The sequence below is a fragment of the Acidovorax sp. LjRoot66 genome, assembly GCF_964253305.1.
In the GTDB taxonomy this organism is placed as follows: Bacteria; Pseudomonadota; Gammaproteobacteria; order Burkholderiales; family Burkholderiaceae_C; genus Acidovorax.
In genome coordinates this window covers 4,720,204-4,745,278 of record NZ_CAXUQU020000001.1, presented here as the reverse complement: position 1 = coordinate 4,745,278, position 25,075 = coordinate 4,720,204, and the positions used below count along the sequence as shown (strand labels likewise).

At 62.3% G+C, this 25,075-nt stretch carries 24 protein-coding genes; 16 read left to right on the top strand and 8 right to left on the bottom strand.

The window, feature by feature from the left end; all coding sequences use genetic code 11:
• Nucleotides 1–5: 5 nt before the first annotated feature.
• The 7 genes from guaB (at nucleotide 6) to ACSQ3Y_RS22240 (ending at nucleotide 8,326) form a co-directional block, all read left to right on the top strand.
• Nucleotides 6–1,481 (top strand): IMP dehydrogenase, encoded by a 1,476-nt coding sequence (gene guaB, locus ACSQ3Y_RS22270; RefSeq protein ID WP_436178924.1) that lies wholly within the window; start codon nucleotides 6–8, stop codon nucleotides 1,479–1,481.
• A 110-nt stretch (nucleotides 1,482–1,591) separates the two neighbouring features.
• Nucleotides 1,592–1,864 (top strand): type II toxin-antitoxin system Phd/YefM family antitoxin, encoded by a 273-nt coding sequence (locus ACSQ3Y_RS22265; protein ID WP_436178923.1) that lies wholly within the window; start codon nucleotides 1,592–1,594, stop codon nucleotides 1,862–1,864.
• Nucleotides 1,861–2,295 (top strand): type II toxin-antitoxin system VapC family toxin, encoded by a 435-nt coding sequence (locus ACSQ3Y_RS22260; RefSeq protein WP_436178922.1) that lies wholly within the window; start codon nucleotides 1,861–1,863, stop codon nucleotides 2,293–2,295. Before ACSQ3Y_RS22265 ends, ACSQ3Y_RS22260 begins: the two co-directional genes overlap by 4 nt.
• A 44-nt stretch (nucleotides 2,296–2,339) precedes the next feature.
• Nucleotides 2,340–3,959: a glutamine-hydrolyzing GMP synthase gene (gene guaA, locus ACSQ3Y_RS22255; RefSeq protein ID WP_436178921.1), complete on the top strand. Its 1,620-nt coding sequence runs from the start codon at nucleotides 2,340–2,342 to the stop codon at nucleotides 3,957–3,959.
• A gap of 860 nt (nucleotides 3,960–4,819) precedes the next feature.
• A complete protein-coding gene (locus ACSQ3Y_RS22250) occupies nucleotides 4,820–6,748 on the top strand; it encodes a hypothetical protein (RefSeq protein WP_436178920.1) in 1,929 nt (642 codons plus the stop codon).
• On the top strand, nucleotides 6,720–7,442 hold the full coding sequence (locus tag ACSQ3Y_RS22245) for a hypothetical protein (RefSeq protein WP_436178919.1): 723 nt from the start codon (nucleotides 6,720–6,722) through the stop codon (nucleotides 7,440–7,442). Before ACSQ3Y_RS22250 ends, ACSQ3Y_RS22245 begins: the two co-directional genes overlap by 29 nt.
• Nucleotides 7,427–8,326, top strand: coding sequence for an SIR2 family protein (locus ACSQ3Y_RS22240; RefSeq protein WP_436178918.1), 900 nt, complete (start codon nucleotides 7,427–7,429; stop codon nucleotides 8,324–8,326). The genes ACSQ3Y_RS22245 and ACSQ3Y_RS22240 overlap by 16 nt, the downstream gene beginning before the upstream one ends.
• A 212-nt stretch (nucleotides 8,327–8,538) precedes the next feature.
• Here ACSQ3Y_RS22240 and ACSQ3Y_RS22235 read toward each other — a convergent pair whose 3' ends face one another.
• Both ACSQ3Y_RS22235 and ACSQ3Y_RS22230 read right to left on the bottom strand, forming a co-directional pair.
• Nucleotides 8,539–10,308 carry an alkaline phosphatase D family protein gene (locus ACSQ3Y_RS22235; RefSeq protein ID WP_436178917.1) on the bottom strand — a complete coding sequence of 590 codons (1,770 nt, stop codon included), beginning with the start codon at nucleotides 10,306–10,308 and terminating at the stop codon, nucleotides 8,539–8,541.
• A gap of 644 nt (nucleotides 10,309–10,952) precedes the next feature.
• Nucleotides 10,953–11,078: a hypothetical protein gene (locus ACSQ3Y_RS22230; protein ID WP_436178916.1), complete on the bottom strand. Its 126-nt coding sequence runs from the start codon at nucleotides 11,076–11,078 to the stop codon at nucleotides 10,953–10,955.
• A gap of 247 nt (nucleotides 11,079–11,325) precedes the next feature.
• On the opposite strand from ACSQ3Y_RS22230, the gene ACSQ3Y_RS22225 reads away from it, so the two are divergent.
• From ACSQ3Y_RS22225 to ACSQ3Y_RS22215, 3 genes are all read left to right on the top strand, one after another.
• Entirely contained in the window at nucleotides 11,326–11,709 is a 384-nt protein-coding gene (locus tag ACSQ3Y_RS22225) for a hypothetical protein (RefSeq protein ID WP_436178915.1), read from the top strand.
• 86 nt (nucleotides 11,710–11,795) lie between these two features.
• Nucleotides 11,796–12,848, top strand: coding sequence for a hypothetical protein (locus ACSQ3Y_RS22220; RefSeq protein ID WP_436178914.1), 1,053 nt, complete (start codon nucleotides 11,796–11,798; stop codon nucleotides 12,846–12,848).
• 209 nt (nucleotides 12,849–13,057) lie between these two features.
• Entirely contained in the window at nucleotides 13,058–14,110 is a 1,053-nt protein-coding gene (locus ACSQ3Y_RS22215; protein WP_436178913.1) for a hypothetical protein, read from the top strand.
• Nucleotides 14,111–14,129: 19 nt separating this feature from the next.
• On the opposite strand, the gene ACSQ3Y_RS22210 is transcribed toward ACSQ3Y_RS22215, so the two are convergent.
• The gene (locus tag ACSQ3Y_RS22210) at nucleotides 14,130–15,083 is read right to left on the bottom strand and encodes a GlxA family transcriptional regulator (protein ID WP_436178912.1); all 954 of its coding nucleotides are present in this window, start codon (nucleotides 15,081–15,083) and stop codon (nucleotides 14,130–14,132) included.
• 109 nt (nucleotides 15,084–15,192) lie between these two features.
• On the opposite strand from ACSQ3Y_RS22210, the gene ACSQ3Y_RS22205 reads away from it, so the two are divergent.
• The 4 genes from ACSQ3Y_RS22205 (at nucleotide 15,193) to ACSQ3Y_RS22190 (ending at nucleotide 19,001) form a co-directional block, all read left to right on the top strand.
• The gene (locus ACSQ3Y_RS22205; RefSeq protein WP_436178911.1) at nucleotides 15,193–16,188 is read left to right on the top strand and encodes an SLAC1 anion channel family protein; all 996 of its coding nucleotides are present in this window, start codon (nucleotides 15,193–15,195) and stop codon (nucleotides 16,186–16,188) included.
• Nucleotides 16,189–16,365: 177 nt separating this feature from the next.
• Nucleotides 16,366–17,031: a TetR/AcrR family transcriptional regulator gene (locus tag ACSQ3Y_RS22200; protein WP_436178910.1), complete on the top strand. Its 666-nt coding sequence runs from the start codon at nucleotides 16,366–16,368 to the stop codon at nucleotides 17,029–17,031.
• Between the two features lie 21 nt (nucleotides 17,032–17,052).
• Nucleotides 17,053–18,768 carry an acyl-CoA dehydrogenase family protein gene (locus tag ACSQ3Y_RS22195; protein ID WP_436178909.1) on the top strand — a complete coding sequence of 572 codons (1,716 nt, stop codon included), beginning with the start codon at nucleotides 17,053–17,055 and terminating at the stop codon, nucleotides 18,766–18,768.
• Nucleotides 18,769–18,863: 95 nt separating this feature from the next.
• Nucleotides 18,864–19,001 (top strand): winged helix-turn-helix transcriptional regulator, encoded by a 138-nt coding sequence (locus tag ACSQ3Y_RS22190; protein WP_436178908.1) that lies wholly within the window; start codon nucleotides 18,864–18,866, stop codon nucleotides 18,999–19,001.
• Nucleotides 19,002–19,236: 235 nt separating this feature from the next.
• Here ACSQ3Y_RS22190 and ACSQ3Y_RS22185 read toward each other — a convergent pair whose 3' ends face one another.
• From ACSQ3Y_RS22185 to ACSQ3Y_RS22170, 4 genes are all read right to left on the bottom strand, one after another.
• Complete coding sequence (locus tag ACSQ3Y_RS22185; protein WP_436178907.1) at nucleotides 19,237–19,992, bottom strand: zeta toxin family protein; 756 nt, start codon at nucleotides 19,990–19,992, stop codon at nucleotides 19,237–19,239.
• Nucleotides 19,989–20,237, bottom strand: a complete 249-nt coding sequence (locus ACSQ3Y_RS22180) for a hypothetical protein (protein ID WP_436178906.1) — start codon at nucleotides 20,235–20,237, stop codon at nucleotides 19,989–19,991. The genes ACSQ3Y_RS22185 and ACSQ3Y_RS22180 overlap by 4 nt, the downstream gene beginning before the upstream one ends.
• A gap of 65 nt (nucleotides 20,238–20,302) precedes the next feature.
• The gene (locus ACSQ3Y_RS22175) at nucleotides 20,303–20,947 is read right to left on the bottom strand and encodes an intradiol ring-cleavage dioxygenase (protein ID WP_436178905.1); all 645 of its coding nucleotides are present in this window, start codon (nucleotides 20,945–20,947) and stop codon (nucleotides 20,303–20,305) included.
• A 46-nt stretch (nucleotides 20,948–20,993) separates the two neighbouring features.
• Nucleotides 20,994–21,854 carry a MurR/RpiR family transcriptional regulator gene (locus tag ACSQ3Y_RS22170; protein ID WP_436178904.1) on the bottom strand — a complete coding sequence of 287 codons (861 nt, stop codon included), beginning with the start codon at nucleotides 21,852–21,854 and terminating at the stop codon, nucleotides 20,994–20,996.
• A 125-nt stretch (nucleotides 21,855–21,979) separates the two neighbouring features.
• Here ACSQ3Y_RS22170 and ACSQ3Y_RS22165 point away from each other — a divergent pair, with 125 nt between their 5' ends.
• Nucleotides 21,980–22,984 (top strand): Bug family tripartite tricarboxylate transporter substrate binding protein, encoded by a 1,005-nt coding sequence (locus ACSQ3Y_RS22165; protein ID WP_436178903.1) that lies wholly within the window; start codon nucleotides 21,980–21,982, stop codon nucleotides 22,982–22,984.
• A 4-nt stretch (nucleotides 22,985–22,988) separates the two neighbouring features.
• Nucleotides 22,989–23,945, top strand: a complete 957-nt coding sequence (locus tag ACSQ3Y_RS22160) for a succinylglutamate desuccinylase (RefSeq protein ID WP_436178902.1) — start codon at nucleotides 22,989–22,991, stop codon at nucleotides 23,943–23,945.
• Between the two features lie 6 nt (nucleotides 23,946–23,951).
• On the opposite strand, the gene ACSQ3Y_RS22155 is transcribed toward ACSQ3Y_RS22160, so the two are convergent.
• Nucleotides 23,952–24,728, bottom strand: coding sequence for an AraC family transcriptional regulator (locus ACSQ3Y_RS22155; protein ID WP_436178901.1), 777 nt, complete (start codon nucleotides 24,726–24,728; stop codon nucleotides 23,952–23,954).
• Nucleotides 24,729–25,075 lie beyond the last annotated feature (347 nt).

Genomic DNA, 25,075 nt, shown 5'->3' with positions numbered 1-25,075 from the left:
TTCTCATGCGCCTTCTTGGAAAAGCGCTCACCTTCGACGATGTGTTGCTGGTGCCAGCGTACTCCCAGGTCCTGCCCAAGGACACGTCCCTCGCGACGAAACTCTCCCGTAACATCCAGCTGAACCTGCCTCTCGTGTCCGCCGCCATGGACACCGTGACCGAAGCACGCCTGGCCATTGCCATTGCCCAGGAGGGCGGCATCGGCATCGTGCACAAGAACCTCACGGCGCAGGAGCAGGCCGCCCAGGTGGCCAAGGTCAAGCGCTACGAATCCGGCGTGCTGCGCGACCCCGTGGTCATCACCCCCGAGCACACCGTGCTGCAGGTGCTGCAGCTGTCCGAGCAACTGGGCATCTCCGGCTTCCCGGTGTGCGACGGCGGCAAGGTGGTGGGCATCGTCACCGGGCGCGACCTGCGCTTTGAAACGCGCTACGACGTCAAGGTCCACCAGATCATGACCCCGCGCGAAAAGCTGGTCACCGTCAACGAAAAGGAAGGCACCACGCCTGCCGAAGCCAAGGCGCTGCTCAACAAGTACAAGCTCGAGCGCATCCTGGTCGTCAACGACGACTTCGAGCTCAAGGGCGTGATCACCGTCAAGGACATCACCAAGCAGACCAGCTTCCCCAACGCCGCGCGCGACAGCGCCGGCCGCCTGCGCGTGGGCGCGGCAGTGGGTGTGGGCGAGGGCACCGAAGAGCGCGTCGAAGCGCTGGTGCGTGCCGGTGTCGACGCCATCGTGGTCGACACCGCCCACGGCCACAGCCGCGGCGTGATCGAGCGCGTGCGCTGGGTCAAGCAGAACTACCCGCAGATCGATGTGATCGGCGGCAACATCGCCACCGGCGCAGCCGCCCTGGCACTGGTCGAGGCCGGTGCCGATGCGGTCAAGGTCGGTATCGGCCCGGGCTCCATCTGCACCACGCGCATCGTCGCCGGTGTGGGCGTGCCCCAGATCATGGCCATCGACAGCGTGGCCACCGCCCTCAAGGGCACCGGCGTGCCGCTGATCGCTGACGGCGGCGTGCGCTACAGCGGCGACATCGCCAAGGCCCTCGCCGCAGGCGCCAGCACCATCATGATGGGCGGCATGTTCGCGGGCACCGAAGAGGCGCCCGGCGAAGTCATCCTGTTCCAGGGCCGCAGCTACAAGAGCTACCGCGGCATGGGCAGCATCGGTGCCATGCAGCAGGGCAGTGCCGACCGCTACTTTCAAGAGTCCACCACCGGCAACCCCAACGCCGACAAGCTCGTGCCCGAAGGCATCGAAGGCCGCGTGCCCTACAAGGGCTCCATGGTCTCCATCGTCTTCCAGATGGCCGGTGGCGTGCGCGCCGCCATGGGCTACTGCGGTTGCGCCACCATCGACGACATGAACAACAAGGCCGAGTTCGTCGAGATCACCACCGCCGGTATCCGCGAAAGCCACGTGCACGACGTGCAGATCACCAAGGAAGCGCCGAACTACCGCGCTGAATGACCGTTGTGGATGCAATCTGGCCTGATTGAAAATATCTGGTCAGAATGATATAGTCTGGTCTGAATTAACCATTCAGGCCAGACTTTTTCTTTTTGGGGGTCCGCGCATCCATGCAGTCCGTCGGTATCTACGAAGCCAAGAGCAGGTTCTCTGCCCTGATCGAGCTGGTCGAGCAGGGTGAAGAGGTGCGCATCACCCGCCACGGCAAAGAGGTGGTGCGCCTGCTGCCCGTGCGCCGCCGCCCCGTCATCACCGACGAGCAGATCGCCCGCGAGCTGGGCCAGATGGATGCGCTGCACGCCAGCATCCGCCCCGCAGGCGAGGCCGCCATTACCGCCGCCCCCGACACCTTGCGCCGCAAGGGCAGGGCTGCAGCAGCATGACCGCCTTCGTCCTCGACGCCTCCGTCACCGCCGCCTGGCTGCTGCCCGACGCGGCCAGCGAGCACACGCGCCGCCTGTACACCCTGATCCGCCGCGACGAGGTCGAGCCCCAGGCCCCCAACCTCTGGCAGTGGGAGTGCAGCAACCTCATCAGCAGCGGCGTGCACAGCGGCCGCATCCCGCCCGCATCGGTCGAAGGCCTGTGGGGCGTGCTCGAAGCCATCCGCCACCGCGTGGAGCTGCACGAGCTCGCCCCCGCCCAGCACAAGGCCGTGCTCGACGTGGCGCTCGACACCGGCCTGCCCACCTTCGACGCCGCCTACCTGTGGCTGGCCCGCTCCCTGCGCCTGCCCCTGGCCACCTTCGACCCAGCGCAGGCAGCAGCCGCCAAGCGCAGCGGCGTACCGCTTCTCGACCTCTCCAGCCTCTGACCAGGCGCCCCCCGTTTTTGTCATCCCCTCGACCACCCACCACCATGCAACACCAGAAAATCCTCATCCTCGATTTCGGCTCGCAAGTCACCCAGCTCATCGCTCGCCGCGTGCGCGAAGCCAACGTGTACTGCGAAGTGCACCCCTGCGACGTGACGGACGAGTGGGTGCGCGACTACGCCAAGGACGGCTCGCTCAAGGGCATCATCCTCTCCGGCAGCCACGCCAGCGTGTACGAAGACACCACCGACAAGGCGCCCGAAGCCGTGTTTACGCTCGGCCTGCCCGTGCTCGGCATCTGCTACGGCATGCAGACCATGGCGCACCAGCTGGGCGGCAAGGTCGAAGGCGGCCACAAGCGCGAATTCGGCTTTGCCGCCGTGCGCGCACGCGGCCACACCGCACTGCTCAAGGACATTGCCGACTTCACCACCCCCGATGGCCACGGCATGCTCAACGTGTGGATGAGCCACGGCGACAAGGTCACCGAGCTGCCCCCGGGCTTCAAGCTCATGGCCAGCACCGACAGCTGCCCCATCGCCGGCATGGCCGACGAAGAGCGCCGCTTCTACGCCCTGCAGTTCCACCCCGAAGTCACCCACACCGTGCAGGGCAGGGCGCTGCTCGACCGCTTCGTGCTCGGCATCTGCGGCACCCGCCCCGACTGGGTCATGCGCGACCATATTGCCGAAGCCGTGGAACTCATCCGCCAGCAGGTGGGCAATGAGGAAGTGATCCTCGGCCTGTCGGGCGGCGTCGATTCGTCCGTGGCCGCAGCGCTCATCCACCGCGCCATCGGCGACCAGCTCACCTGCGTGTTCGTCGACCACGGCCTGCTGCGGCTGAACGAAGGCGACATGGTCATGGACATGTTCGTCGGCAAGCTGCAGGCCAAGGTCATCCGCGTGGACGCCAGCGACCTGTTCCTCGGCAAGCTGGCCGGCGTGAGCGAGCCCGAAGCCAAGCGCAAGATCATCGGCGGCCTGTTCGTCGACGTGTTCAAGGCCGAGGCCGCCAAATTGAAAGCCGGCGACGGTGGGCACAAGGGCGCCACCTTCCTGGCCCAGGGCACCATCTACCCCGACGTCATCGAATCCGGCGGCGCCAAGAGCAAGAAGGCCGTCACCATCAAGAGCCACCACAACGTCGGCGGCCTGCCAGAGCAACTGGGCCTCAAGCTGCTGGAGCCCCTGCGCGATTTGTTCAAGGATGAAGTGCGCGAACTCGGCGTCGCCCTGGGCCTGCCGCCCGAAATGGTCTACCGCCACCCCTTCCCCGGCCCCGGCCTGGGCGTGCGCATTTTGGGCGAGGTGAAGAAAGAATACGCCGACCTGCTGCGCCGCGCCGACGCGATCTTCATCGAAGAGCTGCGCAACCATGTCGACGAAGCCACCGGCAAGAACTGGTACGACCTCACCAGCCAGGCCTTCACCGTCTTCCTGCCGGTGAAGAGCGTGGGCGTGATGGGCGATGGCCGCACTTATGACTACGTGGTCGCCCTGCGCGCAGTGCAGACCAGCGACTTCATGACCGCCGACTGGGCCGAGCTGCCGTATGCCCTGCTCAAGAAGGTGTCGGGGCGCATCATCAACGAGGTGCGGGGCATCAACCGCGTGACGTACGACGTGAGCAGCAAGCCGCCGGCTACGATTGAGTGGGAGTGAGGCGGGTTTCTTGGAGGCCAATAAGTGATTCTCGGCAGCTATCGCTGTGCAGCGCGTTTTGACGGTGCTCAAGTGCGTGTCATGCCACAAGCAGTGTCCAGTGCGAGACTCACTTGATTGAGTAATTTAGATTATGTTAAATTCCTGTGAGCACTCTGAGCACTCTGAGCGCGATCAAAGGTTGGCGTTATCGATTTAGGAAGTCAGTCTAGTTGCCATCTTTCCTACGATCCATTCTGTTGCCAACACCTGTGCATGCCGCCCAGGAGCGCCGGATGAAAGCGGATGCTCGCTGCCACGGGCTTAGACGAACGATGGCACGGGCACTACACTCATCGGGAGAGAGTTCGTGACGCTCAACCGCAGGCCACTGGCCGCACGACCTGTTGGGTGCGGTGGTCCTGAGCTGGGTTACAACAGCAATCGAAGCGAGCTTGGCGCACTCTCTGCAGACCTACTCGAGCGCCTCCAAGTGGACCGCCAAGCACGCTTCGCCCGTGCAAATGGGACTTTTCGGCGATGCAATCCCCGGCTTGCTGGAAAGGGATGAAGATGCGATAATTTAGGGCTAAGCGTCCCAATCGCAGGACGCCGGTACCTTAAGAGGCGGAGTACATGCTCAAAATTCACAGCCAGCTCGGTCGTGCACTGAGATTTCAGGAAGCCTTCGGTTCCGAGAGAACGGCGGGACATTTCGACGATTCTGCGAAGGACTTCGCGGGTCCACCTACGACCTATCCGTATGAACGCACAGACGCTCGCTCTGCAGTTCGTAAAGTTGATGTTCCAAGGCGCAAACTTATGGCTCGGGTTGACCCTGTTTCCGGTTCGCTCGTTGGTTACTTTTCCGACGAAGCTGCGTGAGTACGTTGACGGGCGAACAGGCCCATCTCCTGCTTCGCCGCGGTGACGATCTTGAGTCATTGTATGTAGATCTGGTTGCTTCCACGGATGATGCCGTCGCTAAATGGGACTGGACCACTAGGTCGAGTCCCATTTTTCCATTTGAAAAGTATGTTTACCCTGAATGGACCAAGTTACCTGACGTTTACTTGTTTTTCTTAGGTCCGTTGGACCCGGCAGTATGGCAAATAGACGTTCCATTTTATGCCACTCTTGGAACATACAATATTATTGCGGTTTGTTCATCGGATTCACAGGTCGAGGCGATTCACGAATTGATCAATGGGGCGGATAGCCTAAACTGGGAATGCTGGCACCTCCAGACGGGAAAAATAGCGCGGCAAGTCTTTGGAAACCCCAAGGTCCAAAGCGCTAGAAATGCGGTCCGACGAGCTAAGGTATCTCAAGGGCTCAAGTCTGCTGAAGAAGAAAACTGCACTTTATTTGCAGCTTCTATTGCTAAAGCATCACACTACTATCCGATGGTGGCTGATGACTTACAACTTTTCATGAGCGCCTTTCACGCTAAGATGGAAGAGGCGGATGGTGAAGGCGACAATACAAAGCTCTCTTGGCTGGTAAACGTGAATGCGGCATTGTCGAGATTCACATCGCAAGCCTTTTCAGGTGTATCCCCAATCTCCGCAACTGAATGCCATTTTTGGTCGAATTCACTGCTTGGCATTGGTCTGGCTACTCAGGCGTTGGTAAATATTCGCAGATTTACGGAAATTGCAGTGGGCGATGTAGATTGGATCGACCTGCTCGACGAGCTCGACGAAGAAAAACTTCCTAAGAGTTGGGTTTCGTTATTCCGGCGAAGCGTCAATCGACCTGGCGACTGGTTGGATGCAGAATTATTGATGAAAGAAACTTTGGTCAAGAGAGAGGCCAAGGCGCTTAAGCAGGAATCGTCGAAAAAAGAGAGGTTACCGCTTATAGTGTGCTTTAGTGGTCGCGATGGTTTTAGGAGCACTAATTTTTCTCTTTCCGCTCCCCTAGAGGTAATTTCTGCGTGCAACGCGTACGGATGGACTCCGATGACGCTGAGTCATGAGATAGCGCATGTATGGATCAACGGCGTACTCTCTGTAATATTTCCCCATCCTTCCGATACAGTGGGAATGGCTCGGATGAGCGAAATTGCTGAAGGAAAAAACATAAGTACTGTGCTGGATGATTTAAAGCTGGCGTTCTACTTCACATACAGCTTACTGGATCGGGAGCACTCTGGAACGCCTGCTGACGCAGCTCTAAGTGAAAAAACATGGGATGAATTAGCTGGTTCACATGGAAGGGAAGTTAATGAAATGCTTACCCACATTCTCGATTATCAATTTTTCTATCGGCAGGATGAAGTCCGCTATATAAAATCGATTTGGTCTAGCTGGGATGTCATCCCAAATATCAAGGAGCGAATTCAAAGCTATTTGATTCGTAGTGCTTGTGCAATGTTAAGCGAAAAAATCAATCATGAAAATGGAATTGAGGCAACCATAAATAGATTGACCGACCTTCTCATCGAGCTCAGGGGGGATATGGACCATGCGGTTTATCTCGACGATGCGATAGGGATGATCAAAAAAAACCGAGCTTCCATAATAGAAATGATCAAATCGCGGGCGCTTCTCGTTCGGATCGCAAAAACCTTTTTTGCAAATAGAACGATCAACGCGCGTCTGGAGAAGGAATATCCGGAAACAGGCGGAGCATATCGGCAACTGCAGTCTTTAAAATTTGATTACCAGCAGATATGGAATCCCATGCGATTTATGGGTCAATATTGCACGGACCGCCGCGGCGACCGTTCCAAATCGCTTTGGTTATTGACCAAAATTGCGTTTATGCAGGACCCGAATGAAACTTTCGAATCCACCACTGCCTAAAGCTGTCTTTGCTGGGCGCCTATGCCGTATCCGCTTGGAAGGTGGCATCGACGAAGTGCTTCAAAGGATAGCGGGAAATCGTGAACCTGCAAGGCTCAATGATATCAGCGGGACAAAATGGAAATCCTTTTGGATTTCTTTCCCGCGCGCACTTTCGTCTGGTGATGAGCCGGACGAGTATGGGAATTTTATTTACCCCTTCCTTTGTCGCGTGTCAGATGATAGATATATCATTGCATCAACCGATTCAAACTTCGTAAATTTTTTAATTGAATTTGCAGAAATTGAAAACTTAGTCGACTCGCCTCGGGTATTGGTAGACAGAGCGGCTCGAGATCTTGTGTTACCTCCTCTTGATGAAAACGGAAAGAGCTTGGGTCGCCGTTATACATTAGGCGCTGTCTATGGCGCCGTAGAGGGCTATGCACGCGCGCTTCGCAACGTTTCATTTTTCGGTGATGATATAGCAGAGGCGGAGCTCTTTCGGTATTCTTTGAATCAGATTTCGGTAAATCGCTTGACGCTGCGTGACCCGAATGTTGATAAAGAAGTTATGTCAATAAATGCAACTGGAGGGCTGGATTTTCATTTTCGGAACCCTGCTCAACTTAACCTACTTGATGCATTGACGGGTTTCTTCAGAAATAATCAATATATTGAATGGCGAAGGGGGAGAACATGGGAACCACAGTAAGTCTACATGCCACCGAAGACTTCTGGCGCGATGAGAAAAACTTGGATGAATATTTGGCTCTGAAGCTTCGAGCAGGAAGTACATCTACAGTCTTGGGAGCTGGAGCATCGATGGGTTTCAACCTACCGAGCTGGGGCGACCTGGTAAAGAGAATTAGAGAGTCGTCTGGTGCCGAGAAACCGATTCAGGCAATCACATTGGAACAAGAGTCGGATAGATTATTTGTTCAAAAATTTGGGCGGGACAGAGCACTTTTTGCGAAGGCTGTAAGAAGCGCCCTTTACGAAGTGGTAAACAATAATCCAAAATTTTTGCTTAGTAGCGATCTCCTTCAGGCGGTCGCTGCTTTTCTGACGAGTTCGCTAAAAGGTAGTGGTGGAGCTGTTGTAAATTTTAATTTCGACGATATTCTTGAGAATTATTTAAAACTCTTGGGATTTGTTGTTCGCTCTGAAACAAAGATGCCTGCATGGTTGACTAGTGCTGATATGCTCGTTCTTCATCCGCATGGGCTTTTGCCTATGAACTCGGAAGTTGGGATGACTAACATTATTTTCACCACAACGGATTACACAAATGTAATTGGCAGGCCTGATGCGTGGAATAGAACTATGCAGGAAATCTGGAGCAAAACGTTCCCTGTATTTATTGGACTTTCGGGGGATGATATGCGTCTAATGAGCTTACTTGATGAAGTCAAAGCTATTCATCCAGCGACAATTGATGGCAGTATATTTTGGGGCGTGCGACCCACCGTTAGAAGTGAAGATTCGTACGTTACGGAGAAATGGAAGAACAACGGTATTGCCCCGAGATATGTTGGCAGCTACGACGAAATTCCTTTGTGGTTGCTGTCTATTTGCCAGCGCTCCGCTGCTAAATAATTGAAAAGTTCATGACATCCAAGTTTTCTTCGTAGTAAATTATGCGGCACCAAGGATATCTACACCACGCTTGAATACGCCGAAATATGCGACAAGTATCTTTTTGAAATTATGAGTGAAATTGATAGCCGAATCTTGCAATAGACCTCTTAAGCCTAAATTCTTGCGCGCAGCCGCAAATACGATTTCAGGCAATGTAGCCACTGCTGCTCCTAAGTACTCGTTGGTTCGACCGCTATCAAATGATTCGACGTTCCATCTTTCATTTCGCATCGCCAAGTTGCCCAGAGCTTAGAGCCTGCGGCGTTGGCCGAACCAATATCCAACTCTATCGCCAGCCAGTTTCGCGCAGCCAAGACACGCCGATTCGATTGAGGAAAAATCAGCATCTCTGCACTGGTGTTTATGTCCAAGTTCTGCGTAATCCTGCCCACGCTATCGAGGACGTGAAGAAATAGTCGCTCGGCCACTGAGACCAGCGATGGGTGGATCACGGCGGTTGATGTGAATTGCTGGATCTGCGCCCAGTTGTCTTGTGGACCCACATCTTTCCGGTAGGCAACCCCATGTGCTGCCACATGCACGTCTCCAGAGACGATGGCGACTCTCAGCTGTTTAGCCTTTGCGGTTGCGAACAGGGTCTCGAGTAGGCGCAGACGTTCGCCCTCATGGTCGTCGTGAGTCCAGTGATCTTTCAGATCATCTGCACTGCTATCCAGAACGTGATCGGAGCCGAAGTTGTCCAGGAAAGCCTCCGCCAGCGATAGCTTCGGGTGTATGACCGGGACGGATGACATGAACAGCAGGTGCTGGCATCCGTTCCCTGGATGTTTGCGCCTGTTCTCTGGAACTTGTTTGAGCCACGCCTTCAGCGCTTTCCACGTCTCAGGCCCCAACACCTGCTCGTGTGAGCGTTCTGTCCGCAGATCGGCAACCAGCAGCTGTATCGGGCCAACAGCGTGTGCGAAAGTGAATCCGGGTTGTTGATCCAATAGGGGCAACGCCAGAGCATCGCCTTTAAGTGCTTTCGACCACTCAATCTTCTTGTAGAGCGGGTCATTCGCTCTGACGTGCACGTCGTCCATCGGCTCCAGCTCGGGGAGGTTCTCAGCAACGTGTTGCATCTGGAATACCCAGAATGCTCGTCGTGCATGATAAAAGAGTCGCTTAAACAACGGACTGTGCTGCATCTCGCAGCTGTAAGAACCCCACCCATCAAAGATATCATGGTCATCCCACATCATCACTGTTGGAGTCCGCGCCATGGCCTGCGCCGCATCAAGCGGTTTCGTCTTTGCTTCCCAAGCGCCTCGCTCTTTAGGCAGCCATCTGTCGGCATACAGCCTGAGGTAGTAGTCTTCAATACTCGCCTCAAGCTCGGAACTGACGGCGAATACCAATTGCTTCTCTCTAGGCAGACCGATCCAGCCTTTGAGTTCTTTGACATCTTCCCATATAGAGTCAAAGTAGATCTGATCTCCACCCATCAGCAGTAGGTGAAAACGCTGTAGATTCTTGTCGTGAGTCCGCGACTCATGCCAAAGTTGCTCCTTGTCGAGCATGTAACTAGCAGGTCGCACTTGCTTGTCGTGGTTGCACAGCAGATCCGCCCAGACAGCGTTCTCGCCCTTGATCAACTTTCGGATACTGCTGGGATCCGAAAAGCCATTGCACGACACATACGCAATACGAGGCGCATAGTCCTTTCCCGGCACAGTGAAGTGCCATGCTTCGTCTACGCCTCCAATCGTGTACTTAACCTTGCGTTCTTGAGTCCCTTGGTTCGTTGTCAGGTCGTAGCGTAGGTATTGGCGTCCGCCGTGCTTGAGCAACACTGTGCTTTTTGAGACTGCCTTCCCATCGACTGTGAGTTTGGGTGCATTGCTGCGCTCATCAATTCCGATAAGCGCACTTACTTTCCACTTTCCTTTGAAGGCACCCCGAAATGAAAGCACGGGCCCAAGCAGAATTTCTGTTGCCATCGCAGTGATCCCTCCGAGTCTGGGTTGAATTTCTTTCAAGCCTTTTGACGCTGTTCTTGAGCGATGGCGTTGACGATCCGCGCTCTTGCTTGCGCTCGCTCGAGGATACGTGCAATTTCACTGACTTTTTGGTTGATGCTGCCATCTCAACGCAAGGTCATCAAGAATAACATGGTGCCCACAAAAACGGCTCCAGCAGCAGACAACTGGTTCGCTCGTGCATAACGTCGTATAAGCCGTCGTTTAGCTTCCAAACGCCGTGACTTTTAAGTGAATCGTTAAAGGATCACGGGGCTAGTACATCCCGGTGCTGGCCATCAAACATGAACCCATCGGGCGCTGCCGAAAGGACGTTCAGCGGCAGGCCGCAACAACATCCGGATGATTTGAGCAATACCCATCTGCAAGACACAAGAATAATTATGCTAAATATATGAGCGCGAGACTGGATGTGGACATGGGGCTTGTTTGATTGCGTACGCCATCCACCCTTTGAGTAGCTCAATCGAACCTCTCTCCCCACCCCCCAATACCCCAATCCATGCCCCCGCACCGTCTCCGGCCGGTACTGGTTGCGCCCGTCGAACACCGCGCCCGCGCGCAGCTGCCGCGCCATGGCGGCGAAAACGGCTGCTGAATTCCTTTCACTCGGTTGCCAGCGCCAGCACGTCTGCGCCTGCCAGGGCGTCGTCGGCCTGCAGGGCCATGGTCAGGCGGTCCAGGTCGGCGGGGGCCAGGCGCGCCGCCAGCAGCCTGTGGGCGTTAGGCATGGCCATTGGGTTGTAGGTAGGCGCGAACGTGGGCGCCGGCCGTCAGCAAATCGCCACCAGTGTGCAGCCGGGGGCATCGCGCACGATCTTCAGCGCGGAGCCTACCCACCAATGGAACCCATACCTCAGTAGGGTTCCCGAGCCCGCGATGCGCTTCCACAATGGCCCAGGCCGTGTTGCCCTCGCTCGCGCAGGGCAATGCGCAATACAACCGGCCATTCTCCATCTCTACCCCCAAACCATGCCCATGACCTTTCCGCGAATTTCCTCTGCGTGCGCCGCATCCCTACTGGTCCTGTGCGGCTGCAGCACCACCGTCACGCAGCAAGGCATCGAGCAGCGCACGTCGCAGGCCATTGGCCGCGAAGTCGGCACCTTCACCATCAGCGACCAGCAGAAGGAAGAAGGCAGCAACGGCCGCATCAACTACCGCGTTCGCACGCGCGAGGGCGCCAGCTATTCCTGCTACATGTATTCGCCCTCGCAGTTCACCAAGGCGATGACGTTCGGCCAGACGCCGCAGTCGGATGCGATCTGCACGGCCATGGCAGGGCAGGGCGGTGGTGGCGCTGCTACTACCCCCGCTCCCGCGTCGTGCAACGCCTTGCTGCGCGCGGCGAACCGTTGCTGAATGGACGAATGAGCGCGGTCGGTATCTTCGTTTCGCCCTTCACCCACCCAAATAGACAACGCTTCATGCATTTGACTCTGCCTCCCATGATCCAGCACGCCCCTGCGCGTCTTTCCCTCACCGCGCTGTGCGCCCTGTCGGCCTGCGTGCTCGCGGCATGCGGCGGGGGTGGGGACGATCCCTCCGGCGGCCTGGGTTCTGTATCCGGGGTGCTGTCCGGCCTGGAGCAGGGCAAGTCCCTCGTCTTGCAGAACAACGGCGGTGATGACCTGGCACTCAGCGCCAACGGTGCATTTGCCTTTGCGCAGCCAGTCGCGTCTGGTGCTTCGTATGCCGTTACCGTCAAGACCCAGCCCGCCGGCCAGCAATGCACCGTGGGGCAGGGCACGGGCACCCTGGCGGCAACGCCCACGAACGTGCGGGTCGACTGCGTGAGCGTGAGGGCTGGCTTCACGCTGGGTGGCACTGTGAGCGGCGTGCACGGTGGCCAGGCCGTGGTGCTCACCACTGCGGGCGGTGAAGACCTTGCCGTTGCTGCCGACGGTGCGTTCACCTTCGCCAGGCCGCTGGCGAACGGTGCAAGCTACTCGGTGACCGTGAAGACGGCCCCCGTTGGCTCGGGCTGCGTGGTCCGCAATGGTTCTGGCGTGGTGGCCGCTGCCGCTGTGAACTCGGTGGCGGTGCAGTGTGCACCTCTGGCCACGCTGCCGGTAGGCGAATGGCAGCAGGACCGGTGCCAGGCCTCGGCCGGTAGCGGCGTGCGAGACCTGTGGCGCCTTTCAGTTCGGGGCGAGGGTTGGTCGTCAGTTGACGTGGCCGTGGGCACGGTGAACTACCCCAATGGGCAATGCAATGGCGTGGGTGTCGCGACCCCGGGTGCCTTGAGCCGCACCTTCTGGTTCCAGCCGCAACGCTCGGAGTTCGGGGCAGGCCTGGCGGTGTTCTGGGGCAACACCCAAGCCTTCCCATACGGCCATTTGCTGGCCCCGGTTTGGACGCGTGTGGCGCTGGTGCGCAAGGCCAATCACCTGTGCCTGCTGGACGACCCGGCAACGCTGTCGACCTTCTCCACTGCCGCCAGCCTGGAGCCGGTGGTCACGGCGGCCATCGCTGCTGGCCAGTGCTACGCCCCGCGTTAGCGTGCGGGCTGGCGGGTTGGCATGCCGCCCGTCGCCACGGCACTGCGCCTGTTTTTCCCCGCAGCCCTAGACCCGTCCAGCTCCGTGCCAATGCATGACAATTTTCAAATTGTCATGCATGTCTCGCCGGGGGCCACAGGGCGGGTGGAAGGTTGCGGCAGCCTTCACGCACAATGCGGCGCATCGCTGTTGCAGTGGAGGCATATCCGATGAGCTACGTGGTCCACCTTTGGGAGCACCCCGAACCGGCCAGCCTGACGGCGGCGGATCGTTTGCACGAGTACCTTTCCGATCGGCCGTCGCCCCGCTCCGCAAAATGGCAGCGCCTGCACGATGAGGTCGAATCGCGCATGGCGGCGCTGGGCACGCCCATGGAGTGGATCGAATCCCCCATGGACCCCGAGCACCGGGAGCGCACCTATGGCCTGCTGTTCGACGGGCCCGACAATTTCCCGCAGGTGCTGGTGCAAAGCGCCACGTCGCTCGGTCTGAGCGTGTACGACGACCAGGCCGCGCGCCTGTACCTGCCGTTTGGCTATGTGCTCACTTTCGACGGCATTGCGCGCATGGACTGGGGCGATGGCACAATGCCGCCGCCCCGCATCGGCCCGGCAGAGCGCGAGGCGGTGCTGGAGCGCTGCGAGGCGGCGTGGCGGCCGCGTTTCGAGTCGCTGGGCTTTGGCCTCAGCCGAGGCGAACTGGTGCGCGACGCGATTCCCCTGGTGGCCGAGCGCAAGGTGCCGGTGGGCACGCAGAGCATAGAGATCAGTTTTTCTGCCTTTCAGGACCGCCTGTCGTGCAGCGTGGTGGCGGCCGTTTTGCCGGACCTGCCCGACGCCGTGCGCGAGGCCTGCGGCGGCGTCAAGCAGATCCAGGTGCGCGGCCGCGAGTACCGTGGCATGGCCGCCTTCATGCGCGATTCAGGCAACGAGCCGCTGAGCATTGGCGGCGCCCTGCGCAATGCCGAGTACGTGGACCGGCTGATCGATGGCCTGTTCGAATACCTGGACGACGAGATCCTGCCCACGCTGGACGCCTGCACCACGGCCAACGACGTGCTGCACGCGGCACTGCACCCGGACGAGAAGCCCGGCGTGCTGCGCCCGAGCCGGCTCACCTTGGCCCTGGCCTGGCTTGCCGGCGACAGCACCCTCGAACGCGTGGCTGCGGAGTACGCCAAAATCCACCCGGACTGGAGCGCGGACTGGGGCGACAAGGTGGCCGAGGCGCTGCGCGCTTTGCCGCGGGGCTCGGTGGCATAGCTCACCGGGTTGACCGCTTTCACCCCGCAAACCGCCTGCGGTACTCCACCAGGCCCACCCCCAGCCGGCGCGTGAACGCCCGGCGAAACCCGTCCACGTTGGCGTAGCCCACGGCATCGGCCAGGCGCTTGGCGGGCAGGTCCGATTCCTCGGCCAGGCGGCGCGCGGCATCGATACGCGCGTTCTCGACAAACTCCGCAGGCGTGGTGCCCGCCTCGCTGCGAAAGGTGCGGGCAAAGCTGCGCTCGCTCATGCCGGCGTGCGCCGCCAGGGCGGGCACGGAGAGGTCGCTTTTCAGGTTGGCGAGGATATGGTCCTGCAGCGCGCGCACGCTGCTGCGCTCGGCCGTCTGCGCCGCCAGGTGGGCGCTGAACTGGCTTTGCCCACCGGGGCGCTTGAGAAACATCACCAGCTCGCGCGCCACCCGCAGCGCGAGATCGCGGCCATGGTCTTCCTCCACCATCGCCAGGGCCAGGTCCATGCCTGCGGTGACCCCGGCGGAGGTGAAGAGCCTGCCGTCCTTCACGTAGATGGCGTCGGCCTCGACGCAGGCCTGCGGGTACGCGGCGCTCAGGCGGGCGGTGGAGTTCCAGTGCGTGGCCACGCGCTTGCCGTCGAGCAGGCCGGTGGCGGCCAGCACGAAGGCGCCGGTGCACACCGAGCCATAGCGCCGCACGGTGCTTGCACGGCGGCGCAGCCAGTTTTGCAGGTGCTCGTCGGCCGCCATGTCGTCGAGGTTGGGGCTGCCGGCCACCAGCAGTGTGTCGATGGCACCGCGGTGCGTGGCCACGGTGGCATCCACCGCCATGCGCAGGCCGCTGCTGCTGCGCAGCGGGCCTTCGGTCGCGCTGAGCACCTGCACCTGGTAGGCGCGCGGCTGGCCGAGCTGGCGTGCCGCTTCGGCAAACACATCCGCCGGGCCGGCCACGTCGAGCAGCTGAAAGCGGGGAAAGGCGAGGATGGCAACGCGCATGGCAGTGGGGGCCCGGTGATTGGCAGAAAACGCCGTGCCTTGCCTGGGACGGCTGCGCCAGTTTGGCAGAAACTACCTATCCATGCAAATTCTGCCAAGCGAGCCTGCCATGCAAACCGCGTCCATCCATCCCTCCCCATCGGCACTTCACCCGCGCACCGAAGCCTCGGTGCGCAACCTGCCCGTCAACCTGTTCGCCTCGGTCATGGGCCTCAGTGGCCTGGCGCTGGCCTGGCGGTTGGCGCACGGCAGCCTGGGCGCACCGGCCGTGATCGGTGAGGCCATTGGCGGGTTCGCGCTCCTGGTCTTCGTGCTCCTGTCGGCGGGCTACCTGGCCAAGATCGCCCGGCACCCCGACGCGGTGCGCGCCGAGTTCAACCACCCGGTGGCGGGCAACTTCTTCGGCACCATCGCCATCTCGGTGCTGCTGCTTTCTGCCGTGGTCGAGCCCTACAGTGCGCCCGCTGCGCAAGGCATCTGGACGGTGGGCGTGGTGGCCACGCTGGCACTGTGCTTCATCGCCGTCGCGCGCCTGCTCAAGGGGCAGGTGGACGCATCGCTGGCCGTGCCGGCCTGGATCGTGCCGTGCGTGGCCACGCTCGACATCCCGGTGACTGGCGGGCACATGCCCATGGCCTGGGCGGGCGAGGTCAACCTGCTGGCCGGCGCTGTCGGCACCGTGCTGGCCCTGGTGTTGCTCACGCTGATCATCGGCCGGCTGGTGCACCGCGAGCCGCTGCCTCCGGCCATGGCTCCCTCGCTGATGATCCTGGTGGCGCCGTTTGCCGTGGGCTTTCTGGCGTATGCCAACCTGGCTGGCGGCATCGACCGGTTTGCCGGCATGCTGTTCTATGTGGGGCTGTTCATGTTCGCCGTGGTGGCACCCAAGGTGTTTCGGCGCGGCGTTCCGTTCACGCCCGGCTGGTGGGCCATCAGCTTCCCCATGGCGGCGCTGGCGAATGCGGCGCTGAAGTATGCGGAATGGCGCGCGAGCGGGCCGCTGTGGGTGGTCGCCATCGTGCTGCTGGGCGCGCTGAGCCTGGCGCTGGCCGTGCTCACGGTGCGCACCGTGCGGATTGCGCTGGACGGCACGTTGTTCAGGTGAACCGCCACTCGACTGGCGAACCAGGGTAGGACAATTCTGGAATTGTCATAGATCCACGCGAATCCAGCGCACAGGTTCATGGAGGGCCCTTGTGAGGGCAGACGACTCTTGTCCTTGTGCAAAACAAAAAGACTGAACTAGAATTCACTTCATTGCTGAACTGGAGTTCATTTCTTCATGGCCTACCGCCAGACCCCCGCTGTGGAAGCCCGCCTGCAAGACAACCGCAGCCGCATCCTCCAAGCCGCGCGCACCCTGGTGAGCGAGGGTGGCTGGAAGGAGGCGCAGGTGGCCAGCGTGGCGGCGGCGGCCGGCATCGCCACGGGCACGGTCTACCGCTATTTCCCGTCCAAGGCCGAGCTGTTTGCCGAGGTGCTGTCGGCCGTGTCCCAGCGCGAGGTCGATGTGCTGACCGAGATCGCCAGATCGGACGGCACGGCCGTGGCGCGGCTGCATTCGGCGGTGGAGACCTTTGTGCGGCGGGCCATGCGCAACCCGCGCCTGGCCTATGCGCTGATCGCAGAGCCCTGCGACCGCGAGATCGATGAGGCCCGGCTGACCTACCGGGCCGCCATCAGCGAGGTGGTGCGCTCCATCATCGCAGCGGGGCAAGTGGCGCAGGAGATGCGGGCTGACGTGCAGCCCGACATCGCCGCGTCTGTCATCGTGGGCGGGTTCATGGAGGGGCTGATCGGCCCGCTGTCGCCGCTCAGCCGCCAGCAGCACCAGGACACGGACAGCTACCGGCAGGGGGTGGCCCTGCTCGCCGGCCAGATCGCCAGCCTGGCCTGCACCAGCGTGGCCTGCACCAGTGCGGCCATTCCCCCGGCCACGGTTCGATAACCAACCCCTGGAGACAACACCATGAACAAGCCCCATCCGCCCGGCATCCTCGAAGCATCGCCCGCCGAGCGCTACGGCACCCACACGGTGCTCAACCAGGCGCGGCCCGCCAGCGGCTTCAATGCCTTCACCGGCGACACGGTGCTGCGCGCGGCCATCGAGCGCGAGGCCCCGTGGGCTGCAGGCCGCTGCGAAGCCCTGGGCGCGTTGGTGGGGGACGAGCAGGTGCAGGAGCTGGCGCGCCTGGCCAACCGCCACACACCCGAACTCAAGACGCACGACCGCTTTGGCAACCGCATCGACTGGGTGGATTTTCACCCCAGTTGGCACGAGCTGATGGCCCTGGCGTGGAAGCACGAGGTGCCCAACCTGGCCTGGCGCACCTCCGAGAAGAGCGGCCACTACGCCCGCGCTGTGCTGTCCTATCTCTGGAACCAGGTCGAGCAGGGCACCGCCTGCCCGACCGGCATGGCCTACGCCTCGCATGCCGGCTTTGCGGCCGAGCCGGCCCTGGCCATCTGGGCCGAAAAGTCCAAGGGCACGGCCTACGAATTCAGCCGCCGTGAGGTGGGCGACAAGCCGTCCGTGGTGGTGGGCTATGCCATGACCGAGAAGCAGGGCGGCTCGGACCTGCGCGAGACGCAGACCACGGCGCAGTACTCGCATGCGGGCGACTACCACGGCGCCACGGCACGCTGGTACGAGTTGACCGGCCATAAGTGGTTTTGCTCCGTGCCGCAGTCCGACGGCTTCTTCACGCTGGCCAAGGTTGCGGGGGAGGTGACCTGCTTCTTTTTGCCGCGCACGCTGCCCGATGGAAGCTACAACCGGTTCTTCGTGCAACGGCTCAAGGACAAGGCGGGCAACCGATCCAATGCCTCCAGCGAAGTGGAGTACGCGGGAACGCTGGCCATCCTGGTCGGCGAAGAGGGCCGTGGCATCCGCGAGATCCTGTCCCATGCGCACCTGACGCGGCTCGATTTCGCGATCGGCTCGGCGGGCCTCATGCGCCAGTCACTGACCCTGGCGCTTCAGCACACCAGCACCCGCAGCGCCTTCGGCACGCCCATTGCCGAGCGGCCGATGATGGCCAACGTGCTGGCCGACATGGCGGTGGAGGTCGAAGCGACCACGCTGATGGCCTTGCGCGTGGCCCAGGCCACCGATCGGATGGGGGCCAGCGAACATGAGCGGCTGCTGGCCCGCGTGGCCACCCCGGCGGCCAAGTTCTTCAACTGCTCGCGGGCACCGTCCATCGCCTACGAGGCGCTGCAGTGCCATGGCGGCAATGGCTTCATCGAAGAAAACCCGATGGCGCGGCTGTACCGCGAAGCGCCGCTCAACAGCGTGTGGGAGGGCACGGCCAACATGATGTGCATGGACGTGCGCCGCGCCATGGCCAAGGACTCGCGCACCATCGACGCCCTGTTCGATGAAGTCAGGCCCCTGGCCGGGCAGGATGCGCGCTTCGACGCCCTGGTCCAGCACACCGGGCGACTGGTGCGCGGGGCGGTGGATGACGAGTTTCTCGCCCGCCCCATGACCGAAGCGGTGGCGCGCGTGCTGCAAGGCGCTGAGCTGCTGCGCCACAGCACGCAGGAGGTGGTGGACGTCTTTCTGGGCACCCGCAGCCCCAGTGCCTCGGGCGCCTGGGGCGCGCACTATGGAACGCTGGCCTTCACCGTCACGCAGGCCTCCGCGCAGAAGGTAGTGCGGCGGGCTATGGTGGGCGCATGAGCACCTGGAGCACGTGAGCACCTGAGAGCCGCGGCGCGTGGCACCGGCCCTGTCCGCACCGCTGGCGCTCGGCCGATCAACTCGACCTGCCGGGATTGCTGGTACGCCTGGCCGAAGCGATTGACCAGGAAGTCGGAAGCACGGCCAATCTGGCGCGCAAGATGGGCATTGCCCGCACGACGGTGGAGGCCCGCCTGACAAGGCTGGAGGCGCAGGGGTTTATCTGCGGCTAAGGGGTCACCAAGACCCATACCTCGGTGCTGCTGGCGCTACCGGTGGACCGCAGCGCCTGACAACGTGGTGCGGAAAGTGCGTAAGCAGGCTCCAAGTGCGCGGCAGCACATCGATTGCTGGGGCGACGCGGGTTTCACCACCGATGGTGTCTGCGTGAACCCGGGCGAACTGCACCATGGGTGCATGGTGCTTTACCGCTGGCGGTGGGGTTTTACAAGGCTGGCGCTGAACGGTCTACTCGAACTGGTCCCACAGTGCTGTTTTGAACCAGGCGGGCATTTCGTCGGTCTTGAGTTCGATTTGTGCGCTGTGCATCGTGTCTGAGCCGGTGGTGATCACTTCAGCGATCCAGACACGCTCAGCCCCGGAGTTGTCAAAAATGTACGCCCGGTCTGCACTGGATACTGCGTCTGAGAGCAACTCAAGGCACCGCACGTACCTGCTGCGAATCTTGTCTTCGGCAACAGGATGTCCGCCTGTCTGCACGCGGTACTGAACACGGGCCACATTGATGTCTGGGTCTTCCGTTGCCACGAAATAGAGATAGGTGCGGTAACCGGCTTGCTGTGCTTTTCGCAGAAATTCGATCTTGTCCGGTGAAGACATGACGGTTTCAAACGTGAACGACGTCTGTGCTTTGAGCAATTTGTGCCGGACGAAATCTGCCAACACCGATGCGAAGTAGGAATTCACGGCAACCGGGCCGAATACGATCCTGCGATCCTCCAATGTCAGCTGCTGGGCTGACCGGAGCAGTCCTGCGTTGCTCAGGAGGGTCGACGCACGAAGAAAAGCCAGGAGCTCGGATTCATCGGCACTGACCATGAATTCGGCCAGATCCATGTATCCGTTCGTGCGAATGGATTTTTCGATCTCATCGGCGTTGACGTAGACGCCGAGCCACTGGGCTGGCAGCATGTCCTTGATGGTGCTTTTCCCAGAGCCATTCGGCCCTGCAAACATGCGCAGGCGCGGAACCTGCGCCGTCATGCCTTGCGTGCCCGCACCCGTGTCGAGCCGATTGCGACGGCCATGGGTTTGGAAATGTTGCGAATCACGCGCACCGCCCCCTCCGCGGTGGTTTCAATCAGCTGCCCATTGCGCGCCTCTATCACTTTGCCGGTCGTCGTGAGGGCCTGTAGATATGCCTTCTGAAAAGCGCTTCCCGCCAGCACTGGTATGCGGGCTTCCAGGCGCAGCATGGACTCTTCGCTGATGGGGGGCAGGGTTTTCATAGGGGGCTCCAAATCGTTCTCTATGCTACTTCACTTGGGTCTCGCCGGTCCCGCGCGAGCCTGTCTCAGCCCGCCACCACAATGGGAAAACGCGCCTGCAGCCCGTCCGCGCCGCGCGTGAACGGAACGGTGAGGGCATCGCGCCCCGCCTCGGACAGGTTGCGCCACAGAAAATCGCGTGCATTGCCCGCATCGCCGGCCACGTAGAGCTGCGTGGTCAGCAGCTCGCGCGAGCCCAGGCGCACCTTGAAGTGCACATGCGGCGTGCGTCCGCTGTAGGGCACGGGGCGGATGGTGCGAAAGCGGTAGCTGCCGTCGGCCCCCACGGTCACCTTGCCAAAGCCCTGGAAGGCCGCGTCGGCCTTGTCGCCGTCGCCCGGGTGGTGGTAGTGGCCGTGTTCATCGCACTGCCAGATTTCGACTTGCGCGCCGCGCACGGGCTTGCCGGCCAGGTCGGTCACCGTGCCCTCGACCCAGGCGGGCTGGCCGCCGCGGTAGCTGAGCTTGCCGTTGCGCAGCAGATCGTTGTCGGCATCGCCAGGCAGGCGAATGGGATAGAAGGGCCCCTCGGTCTGCGATGGGGTGGCTGTGCGTGCCGCAGCCGGTTGGGCCCGGGCGCCCAGCCAGAGCGCGGGGGCGACTACCAGGGCAGCGGCGACGGTGCGCCGGGGCAAGGCGGTGGTGGTGGGCGCTGGCGTGGGGGTGTGCATCGCCGTGTGAGCGCAGGGCGGGGCGCGAGTTCCCGCACAGGTGCCGTCAGCCCGGGTTTTCCTTCCAGTGCTTGGCCCACAGTGCCTCGCCGCGTTCCAGTGCCGCGCCCAATTCCTTCTTGCGGCGCTGGGCCACGGCCATGATGAGTGCGTTGGAGACCGACAGCGCGGCGGTGTACGAGTCGAACGGCGATGCGCTGGAGGTGCGCACCAGCAGCACCTGGTGGGCCGAGGCCACGGGCGGCGCGGTGGGCGCGTCGGTCATCACCACCACCTGGGCGCCTTGCTCCTTGAAGTATTTTGCGGCGCGCGTGATGGCCAGTGAGTGGCGGCGGAAGGTGGGGGCCAGCAGCACATCGTGCTCGCCGATCCAGAGCATTTCGTCCTCCACGAACAGGGGCGTGGTTGCGGCCATCAGCCGCACGTCGGGCAGGCACAGGTTCAGGTGCAGGGCCAGGTGGCTGGCAATGGGGGCGCCATGGCGCTGGCCCAGCACGTGCACGCGCGCCTTGCGCTGGGTGAGCAGGCGCACCGTGGCCTCGAAGGCGGCCACGTCCAGCGCGGCGAAGGTGGTGGCCAGGTTGTGCTGGTCGTGCAGCAGCACGTTGTCCAGGCACGAGCGGATGGAGATGTCGTCGCCGATCACGGCGCTGGCCCGCGTGCCGGGTGTGGCAAGCAGGGCTGTCACCTCCGAGCGGGCTTCCATCTGCGCCTGGGCATAGCTTTCGTAGCCCAGCTTGACGAGCAGGCGCACCACGGTGGAGGCGCTGGTGTTCACCTTGCGCGCGAGCTGGGTGGCCGATTCGAGCAGCCCCTGCGGGTGCTGGGCCTGCAGCTCGGCGACCAGGCGCTGCTCGCTCTTGGTGAGCTTCTTGCCGTAGCTGGCGATGCGTTGGTTCAGGTTCATGGCGATCCGATTGTGCGCAGATCTTGGCAATGCCCATTTTGCGCGTGTTGTTGCAAAATTGAAATCAAACTGCAAGAATATCTTCAAATTTATCCATGCCACTGCTCTACCACCCCAGGAAGCCCATGAACTCCACATCCCCTGCCTCCACCCTGCGCCGCCGCGAGCTTCTGGGTGCCGGCCTTGCTGCCGCCGCTGCTGCATTGCCTTTTGCGGCCCATGCGCAGGCCTTCCCCTCCCGCCCGGTGACGCTGGTGGTGCCGTTCCCTGCAGGCGGTTCGGTGGACCTGATCGCGCGGCTCTATGCCGAGCCGCTGGCCAAGGCACTGGGCACCTCGGTGGTGGTCGACAACCGGGCCGGTGCCGGCGGCTCCATCGCCAGCGCCCAGGTGGCGCGCGCCAAGGCCGATGGCTACACGCTGGTCGTGTCTTCGCAAAGCTCGCACCTGGCCAACCCGCTCACGCAGTCCAATGTGGGCTACGACCCGATCAAGGACTTTGCCTCCATCGCGCAGCTGGCGCGCACGCCCAACGTGCTGGTGGTCAACCCGGCCGTGCCGGCGAAGAACCTCAAGGAGTTCATCGCGCACGTGAAGGCCAACCCTGGCAAGCTCAACTTCTGCAGCGCCGGGCCGGGCAGCATGGGACAGCTCAATGCCGAGCTGTTCAAGAACGCCGCGCAGCTCGACGCGGTGCACGTGCCCTACCGGGGCGGAGGCCCGCTGGTCACCGCGCTGATGGCCAACGAGGTGCAGTTCGGGCTGGACAACCTCGCGCCCTTCCTGCCCCAGATCCAGGCCGGCAAGTTGCGAGCGCTGGCCGTGGCCGCGCCCACGCGCCTGTCGGTGCTGCCCGATGTGCCCACGTTTGCCGAGTTGGACTATCCCGTGGTCAACGCCACCTCGTGGATCGGCCTGGCCGCGCCCGCCAAGACGCCGCCCGAGGTGCTGGCCGCGCTGTACAAGGCCGTGCGCTCGGTGGCCGAGCAGCCTGCGATGATCGAAGCGCTGCAGTCGCGCGGCGCGCTGGTGCCCGAGGCCCTGTCGTCCGCACAGTTCACCGCGATGATGGGCGAGCGCCTGGCGGTGTATGGCGACCTGGTCAAGCGCCTGGGCATCCGGGGTGAGTAAGCCGATGTCGACGCAAGCCGCCTTCGCCCCCGACAATTCGCCCCTGGAGGTGCTGCCGCGCGACCTGTCGGCTTACCGCCAGGGAAACACCGGCATCGCCTATGTGCACCGCTTCGAATCGGGCCGGCCCGGCCCGCACGTGCTGATCAATGCGCTTACGCACGGCAACGAGATCTGCGGCATGGTGGCGGCCACGCACCTGCTCGACACCGGTGTGCGCCCGAAGATCGGCACGCTCACGGTGGGCTTTGCGAACGTCGAGGCCTACGAGGCCTTCGACATCGACCGGCCTTACGAGAACCGCCAACTGGTGCACAACCTCAACCGCATCTGGTCGCCCGAGATGCTGGACGGTGCGGAGCAAAGCCCCGAGCTGCGCCGCGCGCGCGAGCTGCGCCCGGTGCTGGCTGCGGCCGACAGTATTCTCGACATCCACTCCACCCGCGCACCGGTGCAGCCCTTCTGGGTCTACCCGGAGTTCGAGCGCAATGCTGCATTGACCCTGGCCGTGGGCAACCCGCTGGTGCACCTGGTGATGCCCCCGGGCGCGGCGCCAGGCACGGGGGTGATGTCCTATGCCCGCCATGGCGACCCGGCCAGCGACAGCCGGGGCGCGGTGGTGGTGGAGTGTGGGCAGCATTTCGCCCGGTCATCTGCCGACCTGGCCACCGACGTCACGCTGCGCTTTCTGGCGCACCACGGGCTCATCGACGCCCTGCCTGCACCCGCCGACAGCGCGCCCGCGCGGCGCTTTCGGCTGCTGGAGGTGCACTTGGTGCAGACGCCGCAGTTCACCTTCACGCGGCCGGTCATCGGCTTCGAGACCTTTGCCAAGGGCGAGCTGATCGCCGTGGATGCCGACAAGGAGATCCGCTCGCCCTGCGACGACTGCACCATCTTCATGCCCACGCGCGACCCGGTGGTGGGGCGCGAGGGCGTGTACCTCACGGTGCAGGTCTGAAGCTCCTCACAGCCGCTGCCGGTAGGCCGCAGGGGTCTCCCCGAAGGTGCGCTTGAACAAGGTGATGAAGGCGCTGGCCGTGGCGTAGCCCAGGTCCAGCGCGATGCTGTTCACCGGCACGTTGGCGGCCAGCATCTCCAGCGAGCGCATGAGGCGCGCGCGCTGCCGCCAGGCGGTGAAGTTGAAGCCCGTTTCCTCCACGAAGCGCCGGCTCAGCGTGCGCGAACTGAGGGCCGCCCACCGGGCCCAGCCCTCCAGGTCGCGCCCGTCGGCCGGGTCGGCGATGAGCGCACGCGCAATGCGCTGCAGGCGCACGTCCTTGGGCAGGGGCAGGCCCAGGGGCTCGACCGGCAGGCTGCGGATTTCGTCCAGTATCACCCCGGCCACGCGCGACTGGCCCGCGTCCAGCGGGCCCAGCGGCCACTCGGCAGCGCGCAGCACCGCCTCGCGCAGCAGGCCCGAGGTGCGCAGCGTGCAGGGCCTGGCGGGCAGGCCCTGGCAGGCGGCGGGCTCGACATACACGCTCCAGCCATGGAAGGGGCCATGCGATTGTGCCGCGTGCAGGTGGTGCGGCGGCAGCCACACGGCATGGATGGCGGGCACCACCCATACCGCATCCTGCACCTTCACCGAGATCAGCCCGCGCAGCGAGCCGAAGAGCTGGCCGCGCGCGTGCTGGTGCGGCTCGGTCATGCGCTCGCCGTCCTGCGTGCCGGCGAGGGCGATGACCAGCGGGCCGTCGGGCGCGTCGATGGTGGCGAGGTCGAGCTTCAGGTCGGACATGGGGACGGTGGTGGCGGAGTGAATGGCGGCATCGAGCAATCAAATGGCGCATGCAGTCTACAGCCGCCAGGTAAATGCATCTTATTCTTGTTTGCATCGCATCAACAGGAGTCAGGCCATGCGCGCACAGGATGTTCTTCCGGACCATGTCAACGAAGTGGAGGTGGGCGGCGTCACCGTCCGCAAGGGATCGGTGGGGGCCTTCCTCGCCAATGCACGGGTGCTGCAAGACCCCGGCGCATCCGCCGAGGCCCGCGCCGCCGCTGCGCACGACATCGAGGCATTGGCGCCGGCGCTGCGCGCGCTGGGGCTGTTCGACGTGCTGGAGGTCCGGGACCCGCAGTTGC